Raw genomic sequence first — 12376 nt, forward strand, 5'->3', positions numbered from 1 at the left:
GGAATTGTAAATGGCCGAGTTCACCCATTTCGATGCCGCCGGGCAGGCCCACATGGTGGATGTCGGCGACAAAAACGAGACCCGCCGCGTGGCGCGGGCTGAAGGCACGATCCACATGCTGGCGGAAACTTACGCCATGATCCTCGGCGGCAACGCCAAGAAAGGCGACGTGCTCGGCATCGCACGCATCGCGGCGATCCAGGGCAGCAAGCGCACCTCGGAACTCATTCCCCTGTGTCACCCCATTCCGCTCACCAAGGTCAGCGTGGAGTTCGATACCGGCACCGCCTGCGAAATTCGCTGCCTGGTGACGGCCGAAACCGTTGGCCGTACTGGCGTGGAGATGGAAGCCCTGACCGCTGTCAGCGTGGCTTTGTTGACGATCTACGACATGTGCAAGGCTGTAGACCGGGGCATGTCCATGCATGGGATTCGTTTGCTGGAGAAAGCCGGCGGAAAATCCGGCCATTGGGTGGCTGGCGCTGCAGCCGAAGAAGCCTAAACGGCGTAAGGTTCCGGGTCCAGCTCCGTCGACAGGCCCTGCATCAAATCGACCAACAGCTTGGCGCTCGTCGGCCCCATGGTGACGCCATAGCGGAAATGCCCGGTATTGATCCACAGGTTTTCGACCTCTGGATGGCGGCCGATGACAGGAATATTGTCAGGCGAGCCTGGCCGCAAGCCCGACCAATGCTGGATTGGCTGCAAATCGCGTAGCGCCGGAAGCAAATCACCCGCCTTGCGATGCAGGTCCTGCAAGGCGTTTTCCGTCGTGCCCTTGTCGAATCCCACGTCTTCCACCGTACTGCCTGCCAGGACATGGCCGTCTTGCCGCGGCACCAGGTAAAAGTCGTTCTTGTATTGAATGCGCGTCAACACGCCGGGATCAGTTTTATAGAGCAGCATTTGCCCACGCATCGGCTTGAGATCGCGATTGATGGCATGGGTGCCGAGGATATCCCGGCTCCAGGCGCCGGCGGTCAGTACATAGTGGTCCGCCTGCAAACTTTCGCCGCCGGCATTGATCGATGAAATCCGGCCTTGCGGCGCTTGGATCGGAGCCACTTCCGCATGTTCCAGCAGCCTGCCGCCGTGATCCTTGAGCCATTGTTTGATTGCCCCGAGAATACGCGGATTGCGTACCTGGGCCACGCTGGGCAGCCAGACCTTGTCGGCCGTAATTTCTACCGGAAAAGCGTGAGTCTCGCACCACGACCGGATGACGTCAGTATCGAATTCAGGATGGACCTCCATCCCGCTCACAATGTATTCCGGCTCATGCCCGGCCGCCCGCAGTTCATCGATCACAGCCGGGTAGGCCGTCATTCCGGCCAGCGCCAAGCGGTTGACCTCTTCACGATAGCGCCAGGGCAATAGCGGAAACAGGATGCCGCCGCCCGCCCAAGAGGCTTCGCGCCCGGCTTCATGTCGGTCGATCAGCGTAACGTGTGCCCCGCGCTTGGCCAGCTCCATCGCGGTTAAGCCGCCGACTGCGCCTGCTCCAATGATAATGACGTCGTTCATTTGCCCTTCAACAAGATATTTTCAGCGCTGGCCAGGCCTTCCCACATGCCCAGCAGCACGACCACGTCTCCGTCTTGCAGGACCAGATCGGGATCAGCCGGAAGCGTACCCTCGCTACCACGCCGTACCGACTGCACCTGCACGTCGAACTGTTCGAGGGCGAGATCGTACAGCTTTTTGTCCACGCCGGCTGAACTCGGGCCTAGTTGCACTGAGCGCAAGCGCATCTGGAATTTGTCGGCGACGTCGAGATCGCTATCCGACAAACCATGGAAAAAACCGCGCAGCATGCTGTAGTGCTCCTCCCGGAAACGACGGATACGCTTCACCACCCGGTTGAGCGGCACTCCCAACACGACCAGCGCGTGGGAAGCCAACATGAGGCTGCCCTCGAGGATTTCCGGCACTACTTCCGTCGCACCAGCGTCGCGCAGCTTGTCCATGTCGCGGTCGTCCAGCGTTCGCACGATCACCGGGACATTGGGATAGTGCTCGCGCAATACGTGCAAGACCTTCAAGGTAGCCCGCAGTTCCGGAAAGCTGATCACGACCACGCGCGCTTTTTCCAAGCCTGCGGCTTCCAGGATTTCCAAGCGCGAGGAATCGCCATAGGCGACCGGCAAACCGGCAGCGGCAGTCTCTTTCACCAGCACCGGGTCGGTATCCAGCGCGATGTAAGGAATCTGTTCTTGCGCCAGGAAGCGCGCCAGGTTCTGCCCGCTGCGGCCGTAACCGCAAAGGATGGCGTGTCCGGCGAGCCCCATGCTGGCGTCGGCGACCCCTTGCACCTGTCTTGCACGGTTACGCTTGTAGCTGGGCGCCATCAACCGCGCCAGGCGTCCGTTGTTCTGGATGAGGAAAGGCGCCAGCAACATCGAGAACAACATTGTCGCCAGCAGGATTTGCGTGTGCTGGGGATTGAGCAGATCCGAATCACTCCCCATCGCCAGCAACACGAAACTGAATTCGCCTGCCTGGGCTAGTGTCAGTCCTGCGCGCAAGGCGACGCCGGTCTCGTGCCGGGATAACCGGCAAATGCCGGTGATCAAGCCAGCTTTGACCGCGATGACAGCTCCCGTGAGCAGCAGGATCCAGCCGAGGTTGGCCCACAAGGCGTGGATGTCCAGTTGCATGCCCAGGGTAATGAAGAACAGGCCCAGCAGGATGTCACGGAACGGACCGATATCCGCTTCCACCTGAAATCGATAGCGCGTTTCCGAAATCAACATGCCGGCGACGAATGCGCCAAGCGCATACGACAGCCCAGCAAACTTGGTAGCGAAGGCCAGGCCCAGGGTAATCATGAGCACGTTGAGCACGAACAGCTCTTGCGAGCGTTGCCGCGCCACGAGATCGAACCATGGGTTGATCAGCGCCTTGCCGAAATACAGCAGCACGGCCAGCACCACGCCAGCCTTGAGTGCCGATGTACCGAGCAGGGCCGCCAAATTGCCATCGGCACTCGCCAAGGCAGGAATCAGGATCAGCAGCGGCACTACGGCAATATCCTGGAACAGCAAAATGCCGATGGAGAGCCGGCCGTGGCGCGAGTTGAGCTCAACCTGCTCCACCAGCATCTTGGACACGATGGCCGTGGAAGACATCGCCAATGCGCCGCCGATGACGAAAGATTCGCGCCACTCGATGCCCAACATCATGGCCGCCGCAACCACGACGCCCAACGTCAACAGCACTTGCGCGCCGCCAAGACCCAGCACGGTACGCCGCATGGCATAAAGCTGCGGCAGACTGAACTCCAGCCCGATGCTGAACATCAGGAATACCACGCCGAACTCGGCCAGGCCGCGTACTGCTTCGGTATCGGCCACCAATCCGAAGGTATGCGGTCCCAGTGCGAAACCCACCATGAAGTAGGCCAGCAGCGAGGGCAACCGCCAGGCGCGCATCACTCCGACGGCGAGGACGGCGCTGGTGAGCAGCAATAAAATAATCTTGAGGGTGGGCATGCGTTCGAAACTTTTCAAATTCGGCGGGAAGTCCCGCCGTTACTCGTTTTTATTGTAATGGTCTTATGTTACCGGATATCGGGACAGCCCCGGCTGGAGCCGCGTTACAGCGCGAAATCGACCACGTCGTCGCGGCGTGTAAACCCATGTTTGAGCCAAAATGCCTGGGCATCGGCGTTATCGTGCTTCACCAGGCAGTGAATCCGTGGAATGCCGCGGCTCTGGATGGCTGCCACCGCCTTTTCCACCAGCTGCGTGCCGATGCCTTGCCGACGCCAATCCGGGTGTACGGCAACGTGATACAGATAGCCGCGCCACCCGTCCTGCCCCGCCATGATGGAACCCACCATGGCATTGTCATGGAGTGCCACCCAGCTGGTGTCGAGGTTACGGGCGAGAAACCGTGCCATGGCGTCGGGCGTATCGCTTTCACGCAAGATGACACCTTCGGAGGCCCGCCACAGTTCCATCAAGGACGCATGGTCCTCGGCCTGCATGGGCCGCAATACCGTGGCTGTCACAAACGACTCTTTCCGCCGATCGGCATGCGTGCCACCTGTTCCGGCGTTCCGTGCTCCCGGATGTAATCGCGGATTAAGCTGCGTACAACCTGCGACGGTGTGAGGTCCTGCAAGGCACACACCTCCTCGAACAATTCTTTCTTGATCGGGTCGACCAGGATCGTCAAACGCGCAGTGCGATTTTCCATGGATGATTACCCTTAATGATAATAATATGTTAATCAGAATAACATATAATACTCAAAACCCTCGAAGCAGGAACCCTCGCATGATCGCCATCCTCGAAGCCAAGCGTGCCGGTTTGCTCACCAAAGCCCACTGGCTTAACAACCTCCTGTCCGGCGTGATTGTCGGCGTAGTAGCCCTGCCGCTGGCCATGGCGTTTGCGATCGCTTCCGGCGCCAAACCCGAGCAAGGCTTGTACACCGCTATCGTGGCCGGCGCCCTGACTTCGCTCTTCGGCGGCAGCCGCTTGCAAATCGCCGGACCCACCGGTGCCTTCATCGTCATCCTTTCCGGCATCACCGCCAAATACGGCATCGAGGGCTTACAGGTCGCCACGCTGATGGCGGGTTTTATTCTGTTGGCGATGGGCTTCACCCGCATGGGCGGCGTCATCAAATACATTCCCGATCCCGTCATCGTCGGTTTCACCAGCGGCATCGGCGTGATTATCTGGGTAGGCCAGTGGAAAGACTTTTTCGGACTCAGTCCGGTGCCAGCGGAGCATTTCCATCAAAAACTCTGGCATCTGCTGGAAGCCTTTCCTCACTTCAATCTGGCAGCGACCCTGCTGGGCCTCTTTACCCTAGCGGTACTCATCGTTTCGCCCAAGGTGTTCAAACGCATACCCGCACCGCTCGTCGCCATGGTTGCCGCGACAACACTGCAAGCGATATTCAATTGGGACATCGCCACCATCGGCAGCGCCTTTGGCGGTATTCCCCAAGCATTGCCGAGCTTTGCACCGCCGAACATGGATTTTGCGGAAATGCTGCAGCTCATCGGCCCGGCCTTCACCATCGCCTTGCTGGGCGCGATCGAATCACTGCTATCGGCCGTAGTGGCTGATAGCATGGCGGGCACGCGCCACGATTCCAACCAGGAACTCATCGGCCAGGGTATCGCCAATATTTTCGCCCCGTTGTTCGGCGGCTTTGCGGCCACCGGCGCTATCGCTCGCACCGCCACCAATATCCGCAATGGCGCAAGCAGTCCCATTTCCGGCGTCATCCATGCTTTGACGCTGGTGGTGATCGTGCTGGCACTGGCGCCACTGGCTTCCAAGATTCCGCTATGCGCACTGGCCGCCATCCTGTTCGTTGTGGCCTACAACATGAGCGAGCTGCACCGCTTCATGCATATGGTGCGCACGGCCCCTAGACCCGACGTTGCCGTACTGCTCATCACCTTCTTGCTCACCGTCTTCGGCGACCTCGTCATCGCCGTCAACATCGGCGTCCTGCTGGCCGCGCTGCTGTTCATGAAGCGCATGGCCGATGCAGTCAGCATTGAACAGCAATCGCATGACACCCTCCAGGAAGAAATCGAGGATGTCGATTTCAAGCTGCCGCAAGGTGCGGTCGTGTATGCCCTGGAGGGCCCGTTCTTCTTCGGAGCGGCGGAGCGCCTGGAAAGCACCCTGGAAAACATCCATAGTCATACCGACATTCTGGTGCTGCGCATGAGCCGCGTGCCCATCATCGACGCGACTGGCTTGCAGACACTGTGGGACTTGCTCGATACCTGCAAACGCCACAAAACTCGTTTGATTCTGTGCGAAGTACGCCCCAACGTACTGGAAAAAATTCGCCGCGCTGGCCTCGTGGGGAAAATGGGCCAGAGCAACATCCTGTCGCATATCGGTGATCTCACAGCTGCCTGACACCATCTGCCTTGCCCGTCGAAAGGGACATCGGAGAACAACCTAGGGAGTTTTACAGCAAATAGTGTGCCGAAGCTTTATCCCTAAGGGTTTACCTTTTATACTTGGCACATGACAGCCCCGTTAAAAGTCCCCGAGAAGGCCGCCCACGGCCTCGACCTGGCACGAGAAGTCCTGCGCATCGAAGCCCGCGAAGTGGAAGCCCTGGCAAGCCGCCTGGACGCTAGCTTCGAGCAGGCTGTCGAGCTCATCCTGCAGTGCCAGGGGCGCGTCGTGGTGAGCGGTATGGGCAAATCCGGCCACATCGGCCGCAAGATTGCCGCTACGCTGGCCAGCACGGGCACTCCCGCTTTCTTCATGCACCCGGCCGAGGCCAGCCATGGCGACCTCGGCATGGTGACGCGCGGCGATGTGGTGCTGGCGCTATCGTATTCCGGTGAGAGCAGCGAGCTGCTGGAGATCGTTCCCCTGTTCAAGCGCCTTGGCGTCAAAGTCATCAGCATGACCGGCAATGCCGGTTCTTCCCTGGCACGCGAATCCAATGTGCATCTCGATGCTCATATCACGGAAGAAGCTTGTTCATTAGGCCTGGCGCCCACATCGAGCACGACCGCGGCATTGGCTCTAGGCGATGCTTTGGCCGTGGCTTTGTTGGACGCGCGCGGCTTCAGCGCCGAAGATTTCGCACGATCCCATCCGGGCGGTGCATTGGGACGCCGCTTGTTGGTGCATGTGCGCGACATCATGCGCTCCGGCAGCGCCGTTCCTTGCGTGAGCAAAGCTGCAAGCCTGTCCGAAACCTTGCTGGAGATGACGCGCGGCGGCATCGGCATGACGGCGATCGTGGATGAGCAAAACCATCCTATCGGAATTTTCACCGATGGCGACTTGCGGCGCATCCTGGAACAAGGGGTACACGTACAGAGCACCGGCGTCGCTACTGTCATGCACACCCACCCGCAAAGCATCCATCCCAACCGTTTGGCCGTCGAGGCCGTCGAGTTGATGGAAGCACGCAAGATCAACCAATTGCTGGTCGTCGACGACTCCAGAAGCCTGGTCGGCGCCCTTAACATGCACGATTTACTGAGAGCCAAAGTCATATGAGCGACGCAGCCGCACGCGCACGCAACATCAAGCTGGTCATTTTCGATGTGGACGGTGTCCTGACCGACGGCCGTCTTATCATGGGCGATGACGGACTGGAATACAAAGCCTTCAACACCCAGGACGGCTTAGGCATGAAACTGCTCAAGGCAAGCGGCGTAGACATGGCGATCATCACCGGCCGCACTTCCAACGTCGTCACCAAACGAGCAGAAAGCACCGGCATCGGGCATTTCTATCAAGGCGTCGAGGATAAGCTGGAAGCGTTCCACGACCTCCTCGCGCAAACCGGCCTGCAACCCGAGCAATGCGCTTTCATGGGCGACGACGTGGTGGATTTGCCGCCCATGCGCCGCTGCGGCTTGGCCTTGACAGTGCCCGAGGCACATCACTTGGTGAAGGAGCATGCCCACTTCGTCGCCACCCGTCCTGCAGGTCGCGGCGCGGTGCGCGAAGCCTGCGAATTCATCATGCAGGCGCAAGGTACCTACGATGCACAAATGGCGCAGTACCTCAGGTAACCAGGCCGATCAAAATTCATGAGAGGTCTTCCCGCCATCTGGTTCTCGCTTATCGTGCTAGCCCTGCTGGCCGCGCTCACGCTTTGGATCGATCGCATCGTTGTGCCGCCCGGCCCAAAGCGCGACGGTAGCGCACGCCACGATCCCGACTATATCGTCACCAATTTCTCCATCCATCGCACGGCACCTGACGGTAGCCTGCGTTACACGCTGTCAGGCATCGACATGCGGCATTACCCCGACAACGACACCACGGACGTGCTCAAGCCCGTGTTTTATGAATTCCCCACGGGCAAGCCTGCGATCAAGGCAACCGGCGAGCGGGGGCAGATTTCGCCCAATGGCGAAAATGTGTATTTCATGGATAATGTGAAGGTAGTGCGTGCAGCAACGCCGCAAAAAGGCGAGCTCACGCTGCAGACCGAATTTCTGCATGCCATCCCGGACCAGGGCATTCTAAAAACAGATAAACCTGTGACTATCCTCCAGGCCCCCAAGACGGTGATCCATGCAACGGGAATGGAACTGGACAACAAGGCCCATATTTTGACGCTCAAAGGCCGGGTAAAATCGCATTTCGACCGTACAAAAATGCCGCCGACAACACTGCCGGCTAAGAAACCCGCCTCAAACGTCACCAACAATTCGAAACAAACCACACAGACCAAGACTGGGCAGACCAGATCCCGGAGACACTATGCGAATCCCGCACGTTAAATTCCTTTTCCTGCTGTGCATGCTGTTGGCAAGCCCCTTCGCACTGGCCGAGAAAGCCGACCGCGACAAGCCCATCGACATCGAATCCGACAACCTGACGTCCAACGACGCCAAGAAAATCAGCACCTACACCGGCAACGTGATCCTGACCCAAGGCACGCTGGAAATCCATGCCGACAAGCTGATCGTTCGCGAAGACCAGGACGGTTTCCAGCACGGTACCGCCACGGGCAATCCCGCCACTTTCCGCCAGAAAATGGAAGGCAAGGAAGAATACATCCAGGGCAGCGGCCAGCGTATCGAATATGACGGCCACATGGACAAGGTCCAGTTGTACGTGAAAGCTTGGGTGAAGCGCGGCGAGGACATCGTCCACGGCGATTACATCATGTACGACGCCGGCGCCGAGTACGCCGAAGTCATCGGCGGTCCCAAGACGGCCACCGCCGAAAATCCCAAGGGTCGCGTGCATGCGGTGATCCAGCCTAAGTCGGCCAAGGGTGCGGCGCAAAAACCGGCCGACGCCAAGCCTTAAGAACACACCAGGATGCGCTGTGAAGCGCCTCCGCAGCAAAGGTTTCGATTGTGAGTGAACTGAAGGTTCAGGGGTTGCAGAAGCGCTACAAGGCGCGCACCGTGGTCCATGACATTTCCATGCAGCTGTCCAGCGGCGAAATCGTTGGACTGCTGGGCCCCAACGGCGCGGGCAAGACCACCAGCTTCTACATGATGGTTGGCCTGGTGCCGCTCGACGCCGGGCATATTTCGCTGGACGGCCATGATCTCAGCAAGCTGCCCATTCATCGCCGTTCACGGCTCGGCCTCTCCTATTTGCCGCAGGAACCGTCGATTTTCCGCAAGCTCAGCGTGGCGGAAAACATCATGGCGATTCTGGAACTGCAAAAAGACATTCCGGAAGACAAGCGCGAACTGCGTCTTGACGAGCTGTTGCAGGAACTGCACATCACTCATCTCCGCAACAACTCTGCCGTAAGTCTTTCCGGGGGAGAACGCCGCCGTGTTGAAATCGCACGCTGCCTCGCCAGCAATCCGAGATTCATCCTGCTGGACGAACCGTTCGCCGGTATCGACCCCATCGCGGTCATCGATATCCAGAAAATCATTCGCTATTTGAAAGAACAAGGCATCGGCATCCTCATTACCGACCACAACGTGCGAGAAACCCTGGGCATCTGCGACCGGGCTTATATCGTGAACGAAGGCCGCGTGATGGCGTCGGGGTCGCCGCAGGAAATCATTGCCAACGAAAGCGTCCGGGAAGTGTATCTGGGCAAGAATTTCCACCTGTAAGGGTTTATGAAGCAGTCATTACAACTTCGCCTGTCCCAGCATCTCGCGCTCACGCCGCAGTTGCAGCAATCCATCCGTTTGCTGCAACTGTCCTCGATTGAGCTGAGCCAGGAAATGGAGCAGATGCTGCAGGAAAACCCGTTGCTGGAGCGTGGGGCGGAAGAAGACTTCGTTCCGACAGTGCCAGATAGTGCCGGCAGTTCAAGCAGCGAGGTGGAAGCAGCGCCCGAACCAGCACCGGAGTCACCCGATACGGCAGAAACCGATTTCTCGTCGCTGGAGAGCGAACGCTGGGAAAAAACCTCCGGCACCGCGAGCGACGACGACGACACCGAATACACCTTCCAAGAGCCCGACACGCCGACCTTGCGCGAGCATCTGCTGGAGCAGCTACGCCTGATGCCGCTCTCAGAGCGCGACCTGATGCTGGCCGCGCTGCTGGTCGACACCATCAACGATGACGGCTACCTGGATCAACCGCTGGAGGAGGTCGCAGCCATGCTGCCTCCCGAACAGGAAATCGAGCTTCTGGAGCTGCAAACCGCGCTCAAACTAGTCCAGCACTTGGATCCGATCGGCATCGGCGCGCATGACTTGGCCGAGTGCCTGGAATTGCAGCTGCTCAACCAACCGGAAGACACGCCTTACCGCGATGCGGCGTTAGGTATCGTCCGAGGCAACCTGCCGCTGCTCGCCTCTCGCGATTACGCCAAACTCAAGAAACTGCTGCGTTGCGACGACGAAACCCTGCGCGGCGCACAAGCCCTGATTACACGCATGGACCCCCGCCCCGGTGCCGGTTTTACTCGTATCGAGGCCGAGCATTACGTGCAGCCGGAAGTCGTCGTCAAGAAGATCAAGGGCCAATGGATCGCCAGCCTGAATAACGACGCGGTACCCAAGCTGCGCATCAACCGCATGTACGCCGATATTCTGACGCGCAACCGCGACAGCTCCAGCCAGTACCTGACAAGCCAGATGCAGGAAGCCAAGTGGTTCATCAAGAACATCCAGCAGCGCTTCGCTACTATCCTGCGCGTCTCCCAGGCCATCGTCGATCGTCAACGCAACTTCTTCGAGCACGGCGACGTGGCCATGCGCCCCATGGTGCTGCGCGAAATCGCCGACGAACTTGGATTGCATGAATCGACCATTTCGCGGGTAACAACGCGAAAGTACATGCTCACCCCCAGCGGGGTCTACGAGCTTAAGTATTTCTTCGGTAGCCACGTGGCAACCGAATCGGGCGGCGCATGTTCGGCCACTGCGATTCGCGCCTTGATCAAACAACTTGTCGCCGCCGAAGAACCGCGCAAACCGTTGTCGGATAACCAGATCGCGGATATTCTGGGACAACAGGGCATCGTTGTGGCGCGGCGCACCATCGCAAAGTATCGAGAATCGCTGCAGATACCTGCAGCCAGCCAGCGTAAGTCCATTTAACCGGTTTAACCCAAGCAAAGGAGCGCAGTATCATGAACCTGAATCTGACCGGACATCACCTCGACATCACCCCGGCTTTGCGCGATTACGTTCAGTCCAAGCTCGAACGCATCACCAACCACTTCGATAACGTGATTGTTGTCAAAGTGACGCTAAGCGTGGAAAAGTTGGTCCAAAAAGCAGAAGCCACGATTCATGTTCCCGGCAACGACATCCATGCCGAATGCAGCAGCGAGGACATGTACACGGCGATCGACCTCCTGGCCGACAAGTTGGACCGCCAAGTATTGAAATTCAAGGAAAAAGTCTCGGACCATCACCGTTCCGAGGGTAGCGTGAAGCACATCGTCCAGTAACCACCTGAACCGCCGCCGATGCCGCAGCATCAAGCGCGGCACTGGCGGCGGGTGAATAGATATGGCCCAGATTACCGTTGCCCAACTCTTCAGCGATACGCGCCGCAAAATGCGACTCACCTGGGTCGCAGGCAAGGAAGGCGGCGGCAATCTTCTTACCAGCGAGGCCGTCACCAAGCCTTCCCTGGCCTTGATCGGCCACCTGAATTTCGTGCATCCCAACCGTGTACAAGTGCTGGGGTGCGCCGAGATGGATTACCTGCGCAGCCTTGATCATGACGGGCTGAAGCAGGGCATCAAGAATCTCTTTTCCACCGATCTTGCCGCAGTCGTAGTCGCCAACGGCGAAAAGCCGCCGAAGGATTTACTGACGGCAGCCGACGACAGCCATACCCCCTTGTTCTGCTCGCCCGAGCGCAGCCCCCGCCTGATGGACGTGCTGAGCCATTACCTGGCACTGGCCGTAGCAGAAACCACCAGCGCGCACGGCGTGTTCATGGAAGTGCAGGGTTTCGGCGTGCTGATCAAGGGCAATGCCGCCATCGGTAAAAGTGAATTGGCACTCGAACTGATCAGTCGCGGCCATCGCCTCGTTGCCGACGATATCGCCGATTTCTACCGCGTTTCGCCGGAGCGCATCGAGGGGCGCTGCCCCGCCATGTTGCAGGATTTCCTCGAAGTACGCGGGTTGGGCATCCTGAACGTGCGGGCCTTATTCGGCGACAATGCCATCAAGCCGACCAAGCCACTCGACCTCATCGTGCAGCTCGAGATGGCGGAAAACCTGGCCCAGAGCGAAGTCGACCGCATCAAGATCAAATCCCAGAGCGAAAAAGTGCTGGGCGTGAAGATTCCCAAGGTGACCTTGCCCGTGGCGGCAGGTCGCAACCTTGCCGTGCTGGTCGAAGTCGCCGTGCGCAACCATATCCTGCTGCTGCGCGGTATCAATAGCTCGCGCCAGTTCATGCAGCGCCAGCATCGCGAGATCAAACGCAGCATGGCCCAAGGCCACAAGGATTAGCCC

14 protein-coding genes are annotated in these 12376 nt (G+C 59.0%); 10 read left to right on the forward strand and 4 right to left on the reverse strand.

The window, feature by feature from the left end; all coding sequences use genetic code 11:
- Nucleotides 1-10 precede the first annotated feature (10 nt).
- Nucleotides 11-502 carry a cyclic pyranopterin monophosphate synthase MoaC gene (gene moaC, locus NMK_RS05955; RefSeq protein ID WP_109014829.1) on the forward strand — a complete coding sequence of 164 codons (492 nt, stop codon included), beginning with the start codon at nt 11-13 and terminating at the stop codon, nt 500-502.
- Here moaC and NMK_RS05960 read toward each other — a convergent pair.
- The 4 genes from NMK_RS05960 to NMK_RS05975 form a co-directional block, all read right to left on the reverse strand.
- On the reverse strand, nt 499-1524 hold the full coding sequence (locus tag NMK_RS05960; protein ID WP_109014830.1) for an NAD(P)/FAD-dependent oxidoreductase: 1026 nt from the start codon (nt 1522-1524) through the stop codon (nt 499-501). The two genes, moaC and NMK_RS05960, sit on opposite strands and share 4 nt — an antisense overlap.
- The gene (locus NMK_RS05965; RefSeq protein ID WP_109014831.1) at nt 1521-3491 is read right to left on the reverse strand and encodes a monovalent cation:proton antiporter family protein; all 1971 of its coding nucleotides are present in this window, start codon (nt 3489-3491) and stop codon (nt 1521-1523) included. Before NMK_RS05965 ends, NMK_RS05960 begins: the two co-directional genes overlap by 4 nt.
- Before the next feature lie 104 nt (nt 3492-3595).
- Complete coding sequence (locus NMK_RS05970; RefSeq protein ID WP_146187130.1) at nt 3596-4012, reverse strand: GNAT family N-acetyltransferase; 417 nt, start codon at nt 4010-4012, stop codon at nt 3596-3598.
- Nucleotides 4009-4200, reverse strand: coding sequence for a ribbon-helix-helix protein (locus NMK_RS05975; protein WP_109014833.1), 192 nt, complete (start codon nt 4198-4200; stop codon nt 4009-4011). Before NMK_RS05975 ends, NMK_RS05970 begins: the two co-directional genes overlap by 4 nt.
- Nucleotides 4201-4280: 80 nt before the next feature.
- On the opposite strand from NMK_RS05975, the gene NMK_RS05980 reads away from it, so the two are divergent.
- From NMK_RS05980 to hprK, 9 genes are all read left to right on the forward strand, one after another.
- Nucleotides 4281-5897: a SulP family inorganic anion transporter gene (locus NMK_RS05980; RefSeq protein WP_109014834.1), complete on the forward strand. Its 1617-nt coding sequence runs from the start codon at nt 4281-4283 to the stop codon at nt 5895-5897.
- 111 nt (nt 5898-6008) lie between these two features.
- Nucleotides 6009-7004, forward strand: a complete 996-nt coding sequence (locus NMK_RS05985) for a KpsF/GutQ family sugar-phosphate isomerase (RefSeq protein WP_109014835.1) — start codon at nt 6009-6011, stop codon at nt 7002-7004.
- Nucleotides 7001-7525, forward strand: a complete 525-nt coding sequence (locus NMK_RS05990) for a KdsC family phosphatase (RefSeq protein WP_109014836.1) — start codon at nt 7001-7003, stop codon at nt 7523-7525. The genes NMK_RS05985 and NMK_RS05990 overlap by 4 nt, the downstream gene beginning before the upstream one ends.
- 18 nt (nt 7526-7543) lie before the next feature.
- Complete coding sequence (lptC, locus tag NMK_RS05995) at nt 7544-8242, forward strand: LPS export ABC transporter periplasmic protein LptC (protein ID WP_109014837.1); 699 nt, start codon at nt 7544-7546, stop codon at nt 8240-8242.
- Nucleotides 8223-8777, forward strand: a complete 555-nt coding sequence (gene lptA, locus NMK_RS06000) for a lipopolysaccharide transport periplasmic protein LptA (RefSeq protein ID WP_109014838.1) — start codon at nt 8223-8225, stop codon at nt 8775-8777. The genes lptC and lptA overlap by 20 nt, the downstream gene beginning before the upstream one ends.
- Nucleotides 8778-8827: 50 nt before the next feature.
- Nucleotides 8828-9553, forward strand: coding sequence for an LPS export ABC transporter ATP-binding protein (lptB, locus tag NMK_RS06005; RefSeq protein ID WP_109014839.1), 726 nt, complete (start codon nt 8828-8830; stop codon nt 9551-9553).
- 6 nt (nt 9554-9559) lie between these two features.
- A complete protein-coding gene (locus tag NMK_RS06010; RefSeq protein ID WP_109014840.1) occupies nt 9560-10996 on the forward strand; it encodes an RNA polymerase factor sigma-54 in 1437 nt (478 codons plus the stop codon).
- Nucleotides 10997-11028: 32 nt separating this feature from the next.
- Nucleotides 11029-11352, forward strand: coding sequence for a ribosome hibernation-promoting factor, HPF/YfiA family (gene hpf, locus NMK_RS06015; protein ID WP_109014841.1), 324 nt, complete (start codon nt 11029-11031; stop codon nt 11350-11352).
- A gap of 61 nt (nt 11353-11413) precedes the next feature.
- Nucleotides 11414-12373 (forward strand): HPr(Ser) kinase/phosphatase, encoded by a 960-nt coding sequence (gene hprK / locus NMK_RS06020; RefSeq protein ID WP_109014842.1) that lies wholly within the window; start codon nt 11414-11416, stop codon nt 12371-12373.
- The last annotated feature ends 3 nt before the right edge of the window (nt 12374-12376 follow it).

It is taken from the genome of Novimethylophilus kurashikiensis (assembly GCF_003112435.1).
Taxonomy (GTDB): domain Bacteria; phylum Pseudomonadota; class Gammaproteobacteria; order Burkholderiales; family Methylophilaceae; genus Novimethylophilus; species Novimethylophilus kurashikiensis.